Consider the following 16,286-nt stretch of genomic DNA (forward strand, 5'->3'; position numbering starts at 1 on the left):
TGTTTTTACCGGTGGAGAGTGTGTGAGGGGTATGGCCAGCCTCCGGGACCTCGGATTGTCGGAGTACGAGGCGCGCGCGTATCGCTCGCTGCTGCGGACGGGTGCGACAACGGCAAAAGAGTTGTCGCGCGCTAGCGACGTGCCGATGGGCCGCATCTACGACGTCCTGAACAGCCTCGAACAGCACAGCCTCGTGCGAAGTCAGGCCGCCAGTCGGCCCAAGAAGTACGTCGCCGTCGAACCGGACACGGCGTTGGACCGCCTGCTGGAAACGAAGCGGCGGGAGTTGGCCGAGAAGGCCGAACAGTACGAGTCGGTCGTCGACGACCTGACGAACGAACTGGAAACCGCAGAGCCGGTTCAGGGGCAGTTTTGGACCGCCGCGGTCGGCATGGACGAGTCGGTGGACCTGCTCCTCGAACGCCTCTCGGCGGCCGACGAGTCGCTCGTCATCGTCGCCGGGGCGCTCTCGCCGCAGTTCGACCTCGGACGCGTCGGCGAACTCGTCACCGGCGAGTTGGAGGCCGCCTTGGACCGCGGCGTCGAGGTGTCGGTGCTGATGTCGCCCGAGATGGTCTCCTCGCTCCCGCGGAGCGTCGGCCAGCGCTACGTGGAACGACTCGAAGACCACCCCCGGTTCGAGGTACGGACGACCGAACAGCTTCCGGGGACGTTCAACCTCATCGACGACGTGGAGGTGTGCATCGAGGTTCCCAACCCGCTGGACCCCGGCGAGGCATTCGCGATGATCGACCTGAAGGACGCCGACTTCGCCACCGACATCCGGGAGATGTTCGACCCGCGCTGGGCGGACGCCGACGTGCTGTCGCTCTCGACGGTCGACGCCGACGACTGACGCCGATGCTGGGGACTTAACGAACTGCTAAGCGGACCCTATCGGCGGCTAAATCGCCCGTCCTCGGTCCGCTCGCTCCCGTACTTCGAGTCTCAGAATCAATAGTTTCGACCTCGTGTGCTACTCCGTCACACTACAACGTTTAGATGAAGATATTTTGATATAGTCAGTCCATGACAATATGGGCGGGTGTCGTGGGAATCAAACACATACTATCTATGAGTTCAAACTTGGGAGTGGGCAACGGGGAATCGTCCGTCCCGCGGGCGATGATTCACAAGAAGATCCTGGACGCCGCCGAGTCGCAACCGAGCGCGTCGGTCGAGCAGGTCGCCGCCGCCGTCAACGGAGCGTCCGCCGACCTCGTCGAACGCGTCTTCGAGGAGTACGGCGATCCCGCCGAGAGCGAGGGGACGACCGGCGGTTCGGATCACGACGCGACCGAGGAGCGAGCGCAGATGGACCGCGCAGAAACGAACGGGGACGCGAGCGAAGTCGACAGACAGGGCGCCGACGAACCGAACGACCCGCCGACGCTGACGATGAAGCAACGGGAGGCGCTCCGAGCGATCCGAGTCTCGCCCGAGGCGACGCAGAGCGAACTCGCCGAGCAGTTCGGGGTGACCCAGTCTACGATCAACAACCGCCTCAACACCATCGAGGGGTTCGACTGGAAGCGCCGACGAGCGTTCGCGGAGGCCGCACTCGGCGACGAGACGGGACCCGAGGGCGAGGCGGCGCGCGAACGGACCGACGGCGCGGGCGCCGGAAGCGGAAACGGAGTCGGAGACGAAGGCGGAAACGCGGAGAGAACCGACGGGGACGTCGCGATGGACCCGAGCGTCGATGGGACCGGAGCGACGGAGACGGAGGCGAGGGGTGCGGAGAGAGAACCCGACGACGGGGTCGAATCGGATGCGGGGTCGGAGGCCGTCGACGACCTCGACCCGAGACGGGAGGTGCTGACCCGCCTCGACGACCTCGCCGCGCAGGTGGCTGCCCTGGAGCGGCGACTCGACGACGCCCCGTCCGCGGGCGGTCGCGACGGCGAATCGTCGGTGTTCGACGAACCGGACCTCGCCTGTAAGGTCGTCCGCGCCTGCTTCGACGCGCCGGACATCACGGAGACCGAAGAGGATAGAATACTGCGGGCGGTCATCGCGTCCGGCGGGCGGGCGTAGCGGGACGGCCCGCCGGCGCGGAGCGAAACTACGAGCGGTCGGCGGTCGCTACTTCGTCGCGGAGTTCGCCGAGGGGGGTAACGCGCTCCGCGTGGGCGTTGTGCTGGTGGATGGACTCGTCGTTCGACTGCTTCATGTGAACCACGGCGTCGTCGGCGAGGTGGTCGAACTCCTCGACGACCTGTTCGGCCATCGAGCGAACGCAGTCCTCGACGAACTTCGCGTCGGCGTGGGCGTGGTAGGTCATGTGGTCTTCGTCGGGGCGCTTGGCGAGGTTGTAGATGCGCGCGGACATCGAATCGCGGGCGACGTCGACGAGGTCGATGAGGTCGACGTCGGGCGACCCGTTGGTCTCGATGGTTAGCGTCGCGTGTCCCCGCTGTGAGTGTCCCGGTTGCGGAACCTGTTCTAAGAACTCCTCGACGGTGTCGTCGTCGACGTCCAGGTCGCGGAGCACGTCGCGGGCGCGGGAGGCGGACATCCCCTGCGAGCACGGACAGACCGTCATGCCGACGACTTCCGCGCCGATCTCCTCGCGGGTGCCCTCGTCGGTGGCGACGGCGCTGGCGATGATGTTTGTCGTGCTCTGCGTCGGGAGATTCGACGCCGGCGTCTCCTCTTTGAGGACGAGTTCGGCGGTCATCCGCACCTCGGCCTTCGAGGTGTAGTCGTGTTTGGCGAGGAGTCGTTCGGCCGCGTCGCCGCACATGTCCTCGACGCGGTAGGTCGGTTCGGCGACGGCCGCTTCGAGCACCTCGTCGATGACCTGCATGTTGCGGCTCATGTCGATTCCCTTCCGACCGCTCGGCAGGTCGACGAACACCTCGAACTCCGCCATCAGAATCAGCGGTCGCTTCCCGTCGCGGGCGATTTTGACGAGTTTGTCGACGCCCGTCACTCCCACCTGACTCAGTCCGACGGTGACGTCGGGTTGGCTTGCCTGAACGTCAGGCAACTGGTGACTCATCGTACCAACGGTAGGTACCGCCTCGATTAACGCTTTCGCTACGGGAACTCCTCTCACACGAGAATTCGACCGATAGGAGGCGTCTCCGCGGCGTCGGGTTCAGGGCCAGTCGTCCCGCGTCTCCGACTCGAAGGGGTCGTCTTCCTCCTCGTCGCCGGCCAGCGCCCAGTCGGCCGCCTCGGAAGCCTGTTCGAGCGGAAGGTACTCCCACTCCATCTCCTCGGCCAGCGCGCGGTCCTCCTCGGAGGTACCGACGAACACGTGCCGGTCGGTGTCGAACTGGCGCTTCACGTTCTCCAGGCTCTCCTTGACGCCGCGAGGCCCCGAGAAGAAGTCCTGACGGACGCGGTGTTTCCGGGTGAAGTTCGTGACGACGTAGGTGGGCTTCTCGCTCACCACGCCGACGTACTCCGTCCACTGTCGTGCGTCGTTGAATACGGCGGTCGGGTCGGCGAGCGCCTTCAGCGCCTCCAACTCGAACGCCAGCGTCATGTCTGTCGAGCCGCCTCCGTCCATGGAGGAACGTGGTCGCGTGGGACGCAAAACCGCTTCGATTCCGCCCACGCCGTCGAACGATCCGCGAGGAATCCGAGTCGGGGGGTAGTCGACCGTGTCCGTGCGAGCGACGAACCGCGAGAACGGAGAGAGTCGGTCGGCGTCAGCGGACGACGTAGTAGTCGGTGAAGCGGACGACGTCGCCGGGCGCGAGGTCGGGCACCCGAACGGTGGAATCCAGTCCGGCGGCGGCCTCGGCGACGGCCCGTCGCCCGCGTTCCGAGAGTTGGTCGTAGTGTCGGACCGTCGCGTCCGCGTCGATGTCCGCGGGATTCGTTCGGACGACGTTCACGCCGTCGGTTGACGCCTCCCCCTGCGCGCCGCGTGCGGTTCGTGACATGGGGTAACAAACAACACGATGTCTGATAAAGATTGGGGAACCAGCGAGAGACTCAGGTCGGGGCTGAACGGAAACGGGGCGTTCAGGCGTGCTCTCCGTCGAGCGCGACGAACGGTCGAGAAAGCGGGGACGGGGCCGTACCGCCGGGTCGGGACGAGTCCGACCGAATCGAACCGCGAGGGGGGGTCGGCGTTACTCGGCGGTCGCCTCTTCGAGGTCGAGGTCCTCGATGTCGAACTCCTCCTGCATCAGCACGTCCTTCTGGTCGGCGACGACGCGCTCTTCGCGCATGAGCTTCTTGTACTTCGACTGCGGCGCGAGGTCCCCGATGAGGACGCCGCCGCATATCTTCCCGTCCTTGAACGCGAGGCGCCGCCACTCGGTGTCGGAGTGTTTCGCCTCCGCCTCGTCGTCGCCCAGCGTCGGATGGCCGAACGAGAGGAACGGGAAGTCGAAGTGCGTGATGGAGTACGAGGAGACCCAGCGGAACTCCTCGGACTCGTAGTCGACCATGTTCTTCGCGGCGATGGTGCCCTGTTCCTTCGCGGAGCCCCACGCGCCGTTCTGCGCGCGTTCGCCGAGGATGACGTCGTGGAACTGCGTGATGTCGCCGGCGGCGAACACGTCGTCGTGGTTCGTCCGCATGTACTCGTCGACGACGATGCCGTCGTCGACTTCGATGTCGGTACCCTGCAGAATCTCGGTGTTGAAGTCGAGGCCGATGGCGATGCCGACGAAGTCGGCGTCGTACTCGTCGCCGTTCGGGTCGACGGCCGTCGTCACGTTGTTGTCTTCGTCCACCTCGAAGTGGTCGACGCCGGAGTCGAAGACGGGTTCGACGTTACGCTCCCGGAGCGCGTCGTGGATTATCTCACCGCCCTCCCGCGAGAGCGCGTAGCGCCACCAGCAGTTCCCGCGCATGAGGTACTTGCCCTCGACGTCCTGCGCGGCGGTGATGGCCGCGAGGTCGATGCCGAGTAGCCCGGCGCCGACGATGACGGAACTATCGGCTTCCTCCATGTGCGAGCGGATCTTGCGGGCGTCCTGGAACGTCCAGAAGTGGTGGACGCCCTCGGCGTCCGAGTTGTCGACGGGCAACTGCGTCGGCGTGCCCCCCACGGAGACGAGCAGTTTGTCCCACGAGAGCGTCTCGCCTTCGTGCGTCTCGATGGTGTGGCCCTCGGGGTCCACGTCGGTGACGAGCGTGTTCATCTTCAGTTCGATGTCGCGTTCGTCGTACCACTCGGGGTCGTGGATGGAGATGGGCGCCTCGGGGAGTTTGCCCTTGGCGAACTCCTTGATGAGGATGCGGTTGTACAGGGCCTCGCCCTCGTCGGTCACGACGGTGATGTCGGCGTCTGGTTCCTCCTCGCGGAGGGTTTCGGCGGCGGAACTCCCCGCGATACCGTCGCCGATGATGACGTACGACTGAGTCATACGCGGAAGCTTCGACGCCGGGGTTAATGTGAATTGCTATCCACATCATCCATCGTGTGCCTTGGGGGAGGGACAATTCACGTTCGCGCGCGCCCGTCGGGTTCGCGTTCGTCCACCGTCCGCTTCGCTCGCCGTTCGAGGAACCGCAGCGTCGGTCGGACCGAGCGAGGTTGTACGCGCCGGCCGCCTCCGGTACGCGCACCCTTGAAGTCCGTCCGGTCCCAATCGACGGACAGATGAAGCTCAGACAGAACATCCGTCACTTCGCCGCGAAGAAGGCGCTGACGATGCCCGTCGTCGGCGACATCGCCACGGAGAAACTGGTCGACCTGCACGTGCGGGTGTTCGGCGAGAAGGCGGACCCCGCACACCGCGAGGAGCGCGAACCGCACCTGGAGGCGTTCTTCGACTGCACGTTCGACACCTACGTCGCCGCCCTCGAGGAGGGATACACCGAGGCGGAGGCGCGGGAGATAACCCACGTGCAGGCCAACTTCGACTTCTACAACCACGGCTGGACGGAGATGATGGAGTTCCCGGCCGACGAACTCGAAGCCCACTACGAGCGCTACGAGAAGTTCTTCCGCCGCTACGGTATCGACATCGCGAACCCGCTCGGCGACTTCCGCACGCGCGAGGTGCCGGAGGCACCGTCGACGCCCGAGCGACTGGAGGACCCCGAACACCCCCACGCGGAGGGCGGGTTCGCCGACGACGTGTACGTCGAGGACGAGGACGGCGAGGTGCGCGTCGGCGGGCAGGAGGAACCCCGCGACGTGGACGTGAACGCCGCGCCGGGAATGCGCGACGCCGACGCCGACGCGGACGAGAGCGAAGCGTAGAGGCGGCCGGGAGTCGCCGAACGGTCCAACGAAATCGAGTCGGACGGGGAGCGCTCAGCCGAGCGTCCACGGGAGAAACAGACCGACGACGGCCGCAGTCCCCGCCGAGAGGAGGAACTGTCGGTCTGCGCGAACGCGACCAATCCGACGAAGGCGACGACTCCCAGTATCGACACCCATCCGAGAGCCGAGGGGTCGTGTCTCGTCTCCGGGTCGTCTTCCGGAATCTCGGGTTCCGTCATCGTCTGAGCGCGTACCTCGTCCCCACGGCGTCTTTACTGTTGTGTGACTGTCAGAAAATCGCTCCGGGAACGGAGGGGGACGAACGACGCGAAGTCGACCCCCGGCGACCCGCCGGCGTCAGTCGCCCGTCGCAGGTGCCGCACGCGTCCGGTCGACGACGCCCTCTTGCCACGTCCCGCGCGTGAACCAGAGGCCGGCGAGGACGGTGCCGGCGACGGTGAAGCCGCCGCCGATGGATATCGTCGAGAAGACGATGGGAACGGAGAGCACGAGGAGGGTTTCAACATCCCGCCCTCGGTGAGGGTCACGTCGCGCGAACTCACTCCGTTTCGCCCCCCTCGTCCGACTCCGTCGACTCGTCCGCCCTGGCGAGCAGCGACGAGAGCACGAACTCGTCCAGCGCGGCCGCCACCTCCGCGGGCGCCTCGTCGGCGCCGACGGTCACGCGTTCGCTCCGCGCGCCGTCGAGGGCGTCGAAGATCAGTCGCGCGGTTCGGTCGGGGTCCACCTCGCGGAAGACCCCTTCCTCGATGCCGTCCCGGACGACGTCCGCGAGACGGGAACGGATGACCGCCTCGTTCGTCCGCAACTGCTCGCGGTAGGCGTCCTCGTACGGCGCCTGCATTCGGAGTTCCATGATGGCGAGGCCGAACCGGTCGTAGTCGTCCTCGCCGTCCTCGTCCGGCACCATCCGCGAGACGAAATCGCGAAGTCGCTCTTCGGGGTCCTTGTTCTCGGTGTCCTCGAAGCGCTCTTCGAACCGCGCGATGAGGTAGCGGAGGAACGCGACCAAGAGGTCTTGCTTCGTGTCGTAGTGGTAGTGCAGGAGCGACGTGCTCTTGTCCGCCTCATCGGCGATATCCTGCATCGTCAGCGAGGCGAAACCGTTGGCGCAGAGCGCCCGGTAGGTCGCTTCCATCATCGTCTCGTGTACGTCGGCGGGCACCGACGATTCGACTCGTTCGCTCACTAACTGATTGGTCAGTCAGTATCGGTGAAAGGGGTTTCGGTTCCCACAGATGACGAGGCTCTCGTGAAAGAGCCGAGAGGTGAGCCTCCGTCGTCAGTCGTCGGCGACGGCCGAGGGAGCGTCCGCGTCCGTGCGGTCGGCGATGCGGTCGGCACACTCGTAGCCGGCGACGATGCCGCCGTTGAGCGAGCGTTCGGGGTACTGCGACGCGGAGGCCATGCCCGCGTAGTAGACGCCGTCGGCCACGTCTTCGGCGAGGTCGTACGGGACGACCATGTCGAGGTAGCCGCGTTCGTAGATGGGGCCGGCGCGCGGGTTGCGCGAGATGCGGAACTGCTCGACGGCCGAGTCGGCGTCGAATCCGGGAAACATCGACTCTATCTCGTCGAACCAGAGCTCTTCGACCTCCTCGTCGCTCATCTGCCAGAGCTCCTCTTCCGGCCCTTGGACGTAGCTCGCGACGTACATGAGGTGTTGCCCACCGTAGCGCTCCTTCGGGACGAAGTTCGTGTGCTCGATGAGAGAGCCAAAGGGGGCGTCGTGGGCGACGTTGAGCCAGTAGGTGTCCATCACCGACTCGTTCATCGTGGCGAGGCCGCACACCGCGCCCTGGAACTCGATGTCGCACTCGTAGCCGGTAAGGTCCTCCAGCACGTTCGGCATCGCCGCGACGACCACCGAGTCGACGTCGTGCTGTTCGGTCCCCGACTCGGTCTCGACGGTCATCGACCCGACGGACTCCCCGTCGGTCTCCAGTTCGGTGACGCGCGCGCCCGTCGTGATGTTCTCGCGGCCCACCGCGTCGACGAGGGCGTCGAGGAGGGGGCGGAACCCGCCGTCGAAGTAGCCCAGAATCTCGCCGCGCAGCAGGTCGCGTTCGCCGCGGAAGCGGACGCGTCCGAGGAACCACGCCGCGGAGACGTCGTGCTTTCGCTCGCCGAATTTGCCATCCAGAAGGGGGTCGACGAAGTTCTCGTAGACGCCCTTCGTCGTGTGCTCGACGACGAAATCGCGGATGGAGACGTTCTCGTACTCCGAGAGGTCGTCGTAGGCGTCGAAGTCGGGAACGCCGCCGCGCACGTCGATACCCTGGGTGAGCATCCCGAGGCGGAACTTGTCGTAGACGCTCATGTGCGGGTAGGCGGCTATCTGCCACGCCGTGTCGAGGGGGTGCACGACCCCGTTCACGTAGTAGGCGTTCTTGCCGACGCGCCACTGCAGTTTGTCGCCGAGGCCGAGTTCCTCGGCGAGTTCGACGATGGTCTCCTCGGACTTCGAGAGGTGGTGGTAGAACTTCTCGATGTCGTCGCCGGCCGTCTCGTAGACGGCGGCGAGGCCGCCCACGTCCTCGGTGGCCTCGAACACCTGTACGTCGTAGCCGCGCTGTCGCAACCGATACGCTGCGGCGAGTCCCGCGATTCCGCCGCCGACGACACCTATCATGCACTCGGCTACGCGACCCCGCGGAAAATCCCTTCCGTTCGGCCGCGCCCCGTCGCGTCGGTCGCGGGCGAACCGCTCGCAGAACGCGTATTTCCCCGCTTCGCTACCTTTTTACCCGCAGTTGGGAAAGAAACGGTCCATGCGAACGGTCCGGGCACCGGCGACGAGTGCGAACCTCGGGAGCGGCTTCGACGTCTTCGGCGTCGCCCTCGACCGACCTGCGGACGTGATTCGGGTCGAACGCGCCCCGCACACGACTATCGACGTGACCGGCGTCGGCAGTCAGTACATCCCGACCGACCCCGAGAAGAACGTCGTCGGCGCCGTCGCCGACGCCCTCAACGCCCCCGCGCACATCGAGATAGACAAGGGCGTCAGACCCTCCTCGGGGCTCGGGTCGTCGGCCGCCAGCGCCGCCGGCGCCGCCCTCGCGCTGAACGCCCTCTACGAACGGGGCCACTCGCGCGAGGAACTCGTCCCCGTCGCCGCCGAGGGCGAGGCCGTCGTCTCCGGGGAGGCGCACGTCGACAACGTCGCCCCCGCCCTCCTCGGCGGGTTCACCGTCGCCCGCGAGGACGAGGTGACCACCGTGGAGACGGACATCTCTCTGGTCGCCTGCCTCCCCGAGATAGCCGTCTCCACGCGCGACGCCCGCCGCGTCGTCCCCGACCGGGCGGATATGAAAGACGTGGTCCACACCATCGGGTCGGCGGCGACGCTGACCGTCGGGATGTGCCGGTCGGACCCCGAACTCGTCGGCACGGGGATGGACGAGCGACTCGTCACCCCCGCGCGCTCGGAACTCATCACCGGCTACGCCGGCGTCCGGGAGGCGGCGCTGGACACGGGCGCGACGGGCGTCACCGTCTCGGGCGCGGGCCCGTCCGTGCTCGCCGTCTGCGACTCCGAGAAACGGGGGCGCGTCGCGGCCGCGATGCTCGACGGTTTCGAGGACGCCGGCGTCGAGGCGCGGGCGTACAAGACGCGCGTCGGCGGCGGCGCGGACCTGTTCTGACCGGTCTCCCGACCCCGCACGCACCGCCGAGTGTCGCGTCGGTCAGCCGCCGTGTTCACCGCTCCCGTGCGCTCCGGCAACACGTATTCGAGTAGGTATTTCACGACGTCCGACGTACGTTCGGGTATGAACCACGCACTCGTCGTCGTGACGCCCGGCGAACGCGGCCGCCGCCTCCTCCGCGAGGCAGGCGCGTACGCCGCCGGCACCGGCGCGGAACTCGTTCTCCTGACCGTCGTCCCCGAACGGGAGTTCGAGGAGAAGCGCCGCGCCGTCGCCGATATCGGCTCCGCGGACGCCGTCTACACCCTCGAACAGGCCGAGGAGTCGGCCGAACGCGGCGCGATGACGCTGGCCGACGAGGAACTGGCGGGCGTCGACGTCGCCTACCGACCCGTGGGGACCGTCGGCCGCGAGGCGGACGCCATCCTCGACGTGGCCCGCACGGAGGGCGTCGACCACGTCTTCCTCGGCGGACGGAAACGCTCGCCGACGGGGAAGGCCCTGTTCGGCGACGTGGCGCAGACGGTGCTGCTCAGCTTCGACGGCCCCGTCACCGTCGTGATTGGCGAGGACGCGGTGGAATCCGGCGCCTCGGACGCGAACTCCGTCGCGTAGGCGCCGCTGGACGGTCGGCGACGAACCGAAAGAGAGACTGAAAGCTGATTTCGACGCTTAGACGCCGCGGCCCTGGAGTTTCTCCTCGTCGGGGAGCGTGGCGTTCGCCTCGCCCTTCATGCCCGACCCGATGTTCGAGGAGATGTCGGCGAGTCGCTCGGGGTCGTCCCAGTTGTTGACCGCCTCGACGACGGCCTGCCCCATCGATTCGGGGTCCTCGGCGCCGAAGATACCGGAACCGACGAAGATGCCGTCGCAGCCGTGATGCATCATCAGGGCGGCGTCGGCGGGCGTGGCGATGCCGCCGGCGGCGAAGTTGACGACCGGGAGCCGACCCATCTCGGCCGTCTCGTGGACGAGTTCGGCGGGCGCCTCGTGCTCGCGGGCCCACTTCTCGCGCTCCTCGTGCGTCTGGCCTTCGAGTTCGCGGATGGCCCCCTTGATGTTGCGCTGGTGGTGGACGGCCTGGTTCACGTCGCCCGTGCCGGCCTCGCCCTTCGTGCGAATCATCGCCGCGCCCTCGTCGATGCGGCGGAGCGCCTCCCCGAGGTTGCGCGCGCCGCAGACGAACGGCGCGGTGAAGTCGCGCTTGTCGATGTGGTACCGGTCGTCGGCGGGCGTCAGCACCTCGCTCTCGTCGACCATGTCCACCCCGATGGACTCCAGAATCTGCGCCTCCTTCGTGTGGCCGATTCGGGACTTGCCCATCACGGGGATGGAGACGGAGTCAATTATCTCCTTCACGTCGGCGGGGTCGGCCATGCGGGCCACGCCGCCGCGCTTACGGATGTCGGCGGGGACCGCTTCGAGCGCCATGACCGCCACCGCGCCCGCTTCTTCTGCGATCCGCGCCTGTTCGGCGTCGACGACGTCCATGATGACGCCGCCCTTCTGCATCTGCGCGAAGCCGCGCTTGACGAGTTCCGTCCCGCGACGGAGCTCTTCCAAATCGGTCTCTTCGGGCATACTCGGAGGTTACGGGTCGACCTACTTAAGACCAACCAGTGCGGCCGACGGCGGGGGAGACGGGGGTGGCGCGCGGGACGGCGTCGGACCCGTCCGACCCGGCGGACCGAGTCGGGCGGTGGACCGCGAATCGCCGAACGGCGACTCGCCGAACCGCCATCGCTTTGTAGCGTTCGTCCCTGCCCGACGTATGGCCGCGTCCACCGGGCTCCGTCGCCTGTTCGACGGCGACGGACTCCCGCCCGCCGACCGACTCCCGCGGTGGCTCGCACCCCTGCCCGAACGGGTGGAGAACGCGGGGCTCTCTCTCGTCTGGGTCGTCGTCGCCACGAACCTCCTCGGCACCGCGTTCGGCTTCTGGTACTACGGCTTCCACCCCCTCCCGCTGTCGGACCCGCTCATCACGTGGCAGTTGGCGAACGAACCGGTCGTGATGTGGCCGTTCGTCCCGGACAGTCCGGTCGGAACGCTGTTCGTCGCGGGCGCGTTCGCCCTCTGGAAACTCGGCCGCACGAACGAGTACCTGAACGCTCTCGCCTTCTTCGGCTGTCTGAAACTGGGTCTGTGGACGCCGTTCGTCCTCCTGACGTTCTCCGAGGCGTTCCTCGCGGGAACGGTGCTCCCGATGTACCTCTTTCTCGTGTTCAGCCACCTCGCGATGGCCGTCGAGGCGTTCGTCCTGCACCGCATCTCCGACTTTCCGGTCCGCGCCGTCGCCGTCGCCGTCGTCTGGTACGGCCTCAACGACGTGGTCGATTACTTCGTCCCCGTCGTCGGCGACCCGCACCACACGTCGCTGCCGCTGGCCGACGCCGCCCCGTTCGCGGGGACGACCGTTCTTCAGGTCGCCGCCGCCGGGGCGGTCACGCTGACGCTGGCCGCGACGTTCCTCACGCTCTCGACGCGCATCAAGAAGTTGGAGCTTCGGTCGGGTCGAGCCTGAAGCGACCGGAACCGACGCCGGACGCGGACGCGACGGCGACCGTCACCCGCGGGTCGGGACTCAACGGTCGTTCCCGACCCGCGACAGCAGCGCCCGACGGAGGACGGCGTCGGCCGCCCGCCGGACCCGTTCGGAGGCCGCCTGCTGGCTGATTCCGAGTCGGTCGGCCACCTCCGACAGCGTCACTTGCCGCGGCACCTCGAAATACCCCGACTCGACCGCCAGCGAGAGCGCCTCCGACTGCTTGGGCGTGAGGTCGAACCCGTACTCGGAGGCGCACTCGGCGTCGAGCGTGGCGACCCGTTCGACGCGCAGGTCGACGCCGCGCGCCCGGCAGTCCTCGTGGAACGCCGCGAGTCCGTGGTGGTCCGGAAAGCGGACGCGGAACGACCACGTCCGACCGCCGGCGGCTTCGAGGACGGTGGCGTCGCGCGCGGCGATGGCCGCCGTCAGACTCGGCGTCGTCTCCATCCAGCGGACGCGGTAGAGCGCCCGGCCGTCGACGTGCGCGAGCGCTCGTAGCTCCTCGACCCCGTCGCTCCGCCGCACCGAGCGCTCGAACGCTTCGAACTCCGTCCCGAACGCCCAGAAGAACGGCATCGCGCGTCCGGTCGTCGGAACGACGCGTTCGAGTTCGACGTGCATCTCGGGGCCGCCCTGCGTCACCCGCCCGAGGACGAAGTCGCCGGCGTCGACGAGGAAGTGGACGATGACTACCATCGACCCGAAAACACCCCGGATGTACTTGAATAGCATGACTGCACAAGCACCGGTCTGAAAGTAGTAAGAATAGATGATTGTAACGATAGACGGACGGTATGCGGGGGTGCCGCCGTCTCGGCTCCGAACGGGGTGAGAGCACGAATGTCGGGAGCAGACGACGAGAAACCGGAACGCGACTCCGAGCGAGTCGACGAGCGATTCGAGGCGTTGTCGAACGCCTCGCGGAGACGAATCCTCCTCGAACTCCTCGACCGGGAGTCGCTCGGAATCGACGCGGACCTCATCGACGACGACGACCCGGCGGGTCGTCCGACGGAGTTGTACCACGTCCACCTGCCGAAACTCCACGCGGCGGCGTTCGTCGAGTGGGACAGGGAGGCGGGCGTCCTCCGACGCGGCGCGCGCTTCGATGACCTCGTTCCCGTGTTGCGGTTCATCCGCGAGGACGCGGACGACCGCTCGGGGCAGTGACGGAACGTCGCGGAGACGACCCGCCGGGACCTCGCGGGCGCGTAATATACAAGGCGAAAAGTGAATACATGAACCTCCCTCTACGAGGGTAGATTGTCTCTTTTGAACTACGGGAGAGCGGCCGACGGCGTCTCTGCGGAGTTCTCTGCCGGGCGGCAGCGACGAGGACGACGGCGAGAAGCACGGGACACCGACGGCGCGCGGGGGGACGCGAACGAGGACCGATGAGCGACCTCTACGAGGCCGTCTCCGGACTGCCACTGCGCATCGTCGACACGGCGCGGACGCGACGCGGACGCGACACGTCGAGCGGGTTCCGCCGCGCGACGACGACGTTTCACCTGCGTGGCGATGGCGTCTCCGGCCGCGGCGAGGACGTCACGTACGACACCGAGGACCACAAGGCGTTGGAGAGCGCCCCGGCGTTCGACCTTCGGGGACGCTATGCGTCGTTCGCCGCCTTCTCGGAGTACCTCGACGACGTCGACCTGTTCCCGCGCGCGCGGCCGACGCAAGAGGCGGCCCGTCACTACCGTCGGTGGGCGCTCGAATCCGCGGCGCTGGACCTCGCATTAAAACAGAACGACCGCTCGCTCGGGGAGGCCGTCGGGCGGACGCCGAGTCCGCTCCGGTTCGTCGTCTCGACCCGACTGGGCGACCCACCGACGACCGACCGGGTGGAGGAACTGCTCGGCGCCGACCCCGGCGCGGAGTTCAAACTCGACCCGACGACCGACTGGACCGACGAACTCGTCGACTCGCTCGCCGGGACGGACGCCGTCCGCATCGTCGACCTGAAGGGCCACTACGAGGGCACCGACGTGGACCAGGCGCCCGACCCCGACCTGTACGAGCGAGTACTGCGGGGCTTTCCGGACGCGGTGGTCGAGGACCCGGCGCTCACCGAGACGACGCGCCCCCTGTTCGACGGCGAGGAGGCGCGCGTCTCGTGGGACGCGCCCGTCACCGGGGTGGACTCGGTGCGGGAACTCCCCTTCGAGCCCTCGTGGCTGAACGTCAAACCCTCGCGGTTCGGGACGGTGGAGTCGCTGTTCGAGACCATCGAGTACGCCGAATCGCGCGGCATCTCGCTGTACGGCGGCGGCCAGTTCGAACTCGACGTGGGGCGCGACCACATCCAACTGCTCGCGTCGCTGTTCTATCCGGAGGGGCCGAACGACGTGGCGCCGGGCGCGTACAACGACCCGACGCTGTCCGACGGCCTCCCGACGAGTCCGCTCGACGCCCCGACGAACCCGGCGGGTCTCGACTGGGATTAAAACTCCCCGCCGGTCCGGGAGAGTTCGTCGGCGTCGGCGCCGGCGTGCGACCGGACCCACAACTCGCCGATGCGCGAGAGGCGTGTACGGTAGGACTTCCCGTGCTCCTCCTGTTCGATGTAGCCCTTCCCGCCGGGACCGAGTCGGTCGACGTTGTAGATGACCTTCGAGCGGAAGGAGTCGGTGTACTCCTCATTCATGTCGCGAGCGAGCGTCTCCGCCAACTCGGAGACGGACTCGAACTCGCCGTACTCGCCCAACTCGAACAGGATAATCTCCTCGAAGGGCTTGACGTTCGAGAAGGAGGCGACGGGCAACTCGACGATGTGCTCCTCGCCGATGCGCTTGGCGCCGATGGTCGTCCCGCGTTCGTCGAACTCCTCTAAGAGGTCCGAAGCCGTCTCGAACCGCTCGCGGACCCGGTCGTCGTCCAACTCCTCGCCGTCCAACAGGTCGCCGAGCAGGTCCCGCGCCTCGCGGACCTCTTCGGCGAGTTCGGTCTCCAGATACTTCTCGGGGGCCGTGTAGTACGTGTGGATGCGCTCTCTGTCCTCCTGTCGCTCGACCATCACCGAGTGGGCCGCGGTGGCGAACGCGAAGGAGACGGGCCGCGGCATCGACGAGACGTTCACCCACACCTCGGCGTCCTCTCCCCTATCGAGTTCGGTGTTGATGAGATCGTACGCCTGCTCGAAGGCCGTGTCGTAGTCGTAGACGTCGTCGATGACGACGCGTTCGGTGTCGGCGCCGAGGAGATTCCGGAAGTCCTGCTCCAACTTCTGTGAGAGGTTCTGGGAGTACTCCACGTTTGCCTCGCTCCCCACCGCCCCCTCCAAGAGGATGACGCGGTCGACGTCCAACTGGTCGCGTATCAGAGGCGCGATGAGTCGGTCGTAGTCGAACCCGACCGGGACGATGTGCGTCTGCATGAGTGGAAGGTCGCCCTCGCGGCTATAAAAGACACCAGATGGCGTCTCGGGGGACGAAACGGCGAGGCGTTGGGTCGTCGGGTCGTCGGGTCGTCAGGGAATCGCGTTCCCGCCCACCGTCACGTTCAGTTTCTCGACGGTCGAAGAGTTGACCGAGTCGCTGGCGACGACCGTCGCGTTCGACTGCGCCGGGAGGGAGACGACGACTCTCGTCTGCCCCGGGTGGACGGTCGTCGTGAGGAACGTCCGACCGGACTCGTCGACGACGGAGATAGTCGTCACGTCCTCGACGGCCGGGGTCGACTTCAGGGTGATAGCCGTCCGGACGCCCGTCCCGGACCACGACTCGGTGGCCGAGACGCGGTCGAAGACGGCCGACCCGCCCGTGTCCGCCTCGACGGTCGGACCGACGGTGAGACACCCGCCGAACGCGAGCGTCGACACCACGAGCAACGCGACGAGCGAGCGGCGGATGCGGGTCACACGGACCACCTCGTCGGCGACGGG

Annotated in this window: 19 protein-coding genes; 8 read left to right on the plus strand and 11 right to left on the minus strand. The window is 67.3% G+C overall.

Features of this window, described 5'->3' with window-relative positions; translation table 11 throughout:
* Positions 1 to 31 precede the first annotated feature (31 nt).
* Together NDI76_RS13175 and NDI76_RS13180 are read left to right on the plus strand one after the other, a co-directional pair.
* Positions 32 to 856, plus strand: coding sequence for a TrmB family transcriptional regulator (locus tag NDI76_RS13175; RefSeq protein ID WP_310924544.1), 825 nt, complete (start codon positions 32 to 34; stop codon positions 854 to 856).
* A gap of 218 nt (positions 857 to 1,074) precedes the next feature.
* Entirely contained in the window at positions 1,075 to 2,037 is a 963-nt protein-coding gene (locus NDI76_RS13180; RefSeq protein WP_310924545.1) for a winged helix-turn-helix transcriptional regulator, read from the plus strand.
* A gap of 28 nt (positions 2,038 to 2,065) precedes the next feature.
* Here the strand turns inward: NDI76_RS13180 and mptA are convergent, their stop codons facing one another.
* From mptA to NDI76_RS13200, 4 genes are all read right to left on the minus strand, one after another.
* Positions 2,066 to 3,004 (minus strand): GTP cyclohydrolase MptA, encoded by a 939-nt coding sequence (gene mptA, locus NDI76_RS13185; protein WP_310924546.1) that lies wholly within the window; start codon positions 3,002 to 3,004, stop codon positions 2,066 to 2,068.
* A 99-nt stretch (positions 3,005 to 3,103) separates the two neighbouring features.
* Positions 3,104 to 3,520: a DUF7124 domain-containing protein gene (locus tag NDI76_RS13190; protein WP_310924547.1), complete on the minus strand. Its 417-nt coding sequence runs from the start codon at positions 3,518 to 3,520 to the stop codon at positions 3,104 to 3,106.
* A 142-nt stretch (positions 3,521 to 3,662) separates the two neighbouring features.
* Positions 3,663 to 3,899, minus strand: coding sequence for a DUF7979 domain-containing protein (locus NDI76_RS13195; RefSeq protein WP_310924548.1), 237 nt, complete (start codon positions 3,897 to 3,899; stop codon positions 3,663 to 3,665).
* 192 nt (positions 3,900 to 4,091) lie between these two features.
* Positions 4,092 to 5,336 carry an NAD(P)/FAD-dependent oxidoreductase gene (locus NDI76_RS13200; RefSeq protein WP_310924549.1) on the minus strand — a complete coding sequence of 415 codons (1,245 nt, stop codon included), beginning with the start codon at positions 5,334 to 5,336 and terminating at the stop codon, positions 4,092 to 4,094.
* A 236-nt stretch (positions 5,337 to 5,572) separates the two neighbouring features.
* On the opposite strand from NDI76_RS13200, the gene NDI76_RS13205 reads away from it, so the two are divergent.
* Positions 5,573 to 6,178 carry a DUF6149 family protein gene (locus NDI76_RS13205; protein WP_310924550.1) on the plus strand — a complete coding sequence of 202 codons (606 nt, stop codon included), beginning with the start codon at positions 5,573 to 5,575 and terminating at the stop codon, positions 6,176 to 6,178.
* Between the two features lie 360 nt (positions 6,179 to 6,538).
* On the opposite strand, the gene NDI76_RS13210 is transcribed toward NDI76_RS13205, so the two are convergent.
* From NDI76_RS13210 to NDI76_RS13220, 3 genes are all read right to left on the minus strand, one after another.
* Positions 6,539 to 6,691: a hypothetical protein gene (locus NDI76_RS13210; protein WP_310924551.1), complete on the minus strand. Its 153-nt coding sequence runs from the start codon at positions 6,689 to 6,691 to the stop codon at positions 6,539 to 6,541.
* A 49-nt stretch (positions 6,692 to 6,740) separates the two neighbouring features.
* Positions 6,741 to 7,343 (minus strand): TetR/AcrR family transcriptional regulator, encoded by a 603-nt coding sequence (locus NDI76_RS13215; RefSeq protein ID WP_310924967.1) that lies wholly within the window; start codon positions 7,341 to 7,343, stop codon positions 6,741 to 6,743.
* A 141-nt stretch (positions 7,344 to 7,484) separates the two neighbouring features.
* Positions 7,485 to 8,834 carry an NAD(P)/FAD-dependent oxidoreductase gene (locus NDI76_RS13220; RefSeq protein WP_310924552.1) on the minus strand — a complete coding sequence of 450 codons (1,350 nt, stop codon included), beginning with the start codon at positions 8,832 to 8,834 and terminating at the stop codon, positions 7,485 to 7,487.
* Between the two features lie 139 nt (positions 8,835 to 8,973).
* Between NDI76_RS13220 and NDI76_RS13225 the strand changes: the two genes are divergently transcribed.
* Both NDI76_RS13225 and NDI76_RS13230 read left to right on the plus strand, forming a co-directional pair.
* Positions 8,974 to 9,849 (plus strand): homoserine kinase, encoded by an 876-nt coding sequence (locus NDI76_RS13225; protein WP_310924553.1) that lies wholly within the window; start codon positions 8,974 to 8,976, stop codon positions 9,847 to 9,849.
* 126 nt (positions 9,850 to 9,975) lie between these two features.
* Positions 9,976 to 10,467, plus strand: coding sequence for a universal stress protein (locus NDI76_RS13230; RefSeq protein WP_310924554.1), 492 nt, complete (start codon positions 9,976 to 9,978; stop codon positions 10,465 to 10,467).
* 57 nt (positions 10,468 to 10,524) lie between these two features.
* On the opposite strand, the gene pdxS is transcribed toward NDI76_RS13230, so the two are convergent.
* Positions 10,525 to 11,433, minus strand: a complete 909-nt coding sequence (pdxS, locus tag NDI76_RS13235) for a pyridoxal 5'-phosphate synthase lyase subunit PdxS (protein WP_310924555.1) — start codon at positions 11,431 to 11,433, stop codon at positions 10,525 to 10,527.
* A 190-nt stretch (positions 11,434 to 11,623) separates the two neighbouring features.
* Between pdxS and NDI76_RS13240 the strand changes: the two genes are divergently transcribed.
* On the plus strand, positions 11,624 to 12,376 hold the full coding sequence (locus tag NDI76_RS13240) for a DUF1405 domain-containing protein (protein ID WP_310924556.1): 753 nt from the start codon (positions 11,624 to 11,626) through the stop codon (positions 12,374 to 12,376).
* Between the two features lie 60 nt (positions 12,377 to 12,436).
* Here the strand turns inward: NDI76_RS13240 and NDI76_RS13245 are convergent, their stop codons facing one another.
* Complete coding sequence (locus NDI76_RS13245) at positions 12,437 to 13,096, minus strand: helix-turn-helix domain-containing protein (protein ID WP_310924557.1); 660 nt, start codon at positions 13,094 to 13,096, stop codon at positions 12,437 to 12,439.
* A 144-nt stretch (positions 13,097 to 13,240) separates the two neighbouring features.
* Here NDI76_RS13245 and NDI76_RS13250 point away from each other — a divergent pair, with 144 nt between their 5' ends.
* The gene (locus NDI76_RS13250) at positions 13,241 to 13,570 is read left to right on the plus strand and encodes a hypothetical protein (protein ID WP_310924558.1); all 330 of its coding nucleotides are present in this window, start codon (positions 13,241 to 13,243) and stop codon (positions 13,568 to 13,570) included.
* A 224-nt stretch (positions 13,571 to 13,794) separates the two neighbouring features.
* Complete coding sequence (locus NDI76_RS13255) at positions 13,795 to 14,850, plus strand: hypothetical protein (RefSeq protein WP_310924559.1); 1,056 nt, start codon at positions 13,795 to 13,797, stop codon at positions 14,848 to 14,850.
* Here the strand turns inward: NDI76_RS13255 and NDI76_RS13260 are convergent.
* Together NDI76_RS13260 and NDI76_RS13265 are read right to left on the minus strand one after the other, a co-directional pair.
* Positions 14,847 to 15,779, minus strand: coding sequence for an HFX_2341 family transcriptional regulator (locus NDI76_RS13260; RefSeq protein ID WP_310924560.1), 933 nt, complete (start codon positions 15,777 to 15,779; stop codon positions 14,847 to 14,849). The two genes, NDI76_RS13255 and NDI76_RS13260, sit on opposite strands and share 4 nt — an antisense overlap.
* A gap of 93 nt (positions 15,780 to 15,872) precedes the next feature.
* Positions 15,873 to 16,262: a hypothetical protein gene (locus NDI76_RS13265; RefSeq protein WP_310924561.1), complete on the minus strand. Its 390-nt coding sequence runs from the start codon at positions 16,260 to 16,262 to the stop codon at positions 15,873 to 15,875.
* Between the last annotated feature and the right edge of the window lie 24 nt (positions 16,263 to 16,286).

It is taken from the genome of Halogeometricum sp. S1BR25-6 (assembly GCF_031624495.1).
GTDB classification, from domain to species: Archaea; Halobacteriota; Halobacteria; order Halobacteriales; family Haloferacaceae; genus Halogeometricum; species Halogeometricum salsisoli.

What these genes read in the sequence shown, in the direction of transcription:
- NDI76_RS13175 (WP_310924544.1), top strand. Translation starts at nt 32, where the DNA reads ATGGCCAGCCTCCGGGACCTCGGATTGTCGGAGTACGAGGCGCGCGCG.
- NDI76_RS13180 (WP_310924545.1), top strand. Translation starts at nt 1,075, where the DNA reads ATGAGTTCAAACTTGGGAGTGGGCAACGGGGAATCGTCCGTCCCGCGG.
- mptA (WP_310924546.1), bottom strand. Translation starts at nt 3,004, where the DNA reads ATGAGTCACCAGTTGCCTGACGTTCAGGCAAGCCAACCCGACGTCACC.
- NDI76_RS13190 (WP_310924547.1), bottom strand. Translation starts at nt 3,520, where the DNA reads ATGGACGGAGGCGGCTCGACAGACATGACGCTGGCGTTCGAGTTGGAG.
- NDI76_RS13195 (WP_310924548.1), bottom strand. Translation starts at nt 3,899, where the DNA reads ATGTCACGAACCGCACGCGGCGCGCAGGGGGAGGCGTCAACCGACGGC.
- NDI76_RS13200 (WP_310924549.1), bottom strand. Translation starts at nt 5,336, where the DNA reads ATGACTCAGTCGTACGTCATCATCGGCGACGGTATCGCGGGGAGTTCC.
- NDI76_RS13205 (WP_310924550.1), top strand. Translation starts at nt 5,573, where the DNA reads ATGAAGCTCAGACAGAACATCCGTCACTTCGCCGCGAAGAAGGCGCTG.
- NDI76_RS13215 (WP_310924967.1), bottom strand. Translation starts at nt 7,343, where the DNA reads ATGATGGAAGCGACCTACCGGGCGCTCTGCGCCAACGGTTTCGCCTCG.
- NDI76_RS13220 (WP_310924552.1), bottom strand. Translation starts at nt 8,834, where the DNA reads ATGATAGGTGTCGTCGGCGGCGGAATCGCGGGACTCGCCGCAGCGTAT.
- NDI76_RS13225 (WP_310924553.1), top strand. Translation starts at nt 8,974, where the DNA reads ATGCGAACGGTCCGGGCACCGGCGACGAGTGCGAACCTCGGGAGCGGC.
- NDI76_RS13230 (WP_310924554.1), top strand. Translation starts at nt 9,976, where the DNA reads ATGAACCACGCACTCGTCGTCGTGACGCCCGGCGAACGCGGCCGCCGC.
- pdxS (WP_310924555.1), bottom strand. Translation starts at nt 11,433, where the DNA reads ATGCCCGAAGAGACCGATTTGGAAGAGCTCCGTCGCGGGACGGAACTC.
- NDI76_RS13240 (WP_310924556.1), top strand. Translation starts at nt 11,624, where the DNA reads ATGGCCGCGTCCACCGGGCTCCGTCGCCTGTTCGACGGCGACGGACTC.
- NDI76_RS13245 (WP_310924557.1), bottom strand. Translation starts at nt 13,096, where the DNA reads ATGGTAGTCATCGTCCACTTCCTCGTCGACGCCGGCGACTTCGTCCTC.
- NDI76_RS13250 (WP_310924558.1), top strand. Translation starts at nt 13,241, where the DNA reads ATGTCGGGAGCAGACGACGAGAAACCGGAACGCGACTCCGAGCGAGTC.
- NDI76_RS13255 (WP_310924559.1), top strand. Translation starts at nt 13,795, where the DNA reads ATGAGCGACCTCTACGAGGCCGTCTCCGGACTGCCACTGCGCATCGTC.
- NDI76_RS13260 (WP_310924560.1), bottom strand. Translation starts at nt 15,779, where the DNA reads ATGCAGACGCACATCGTCCCGGTCGGGTTCGACTACGACCGACTCATC.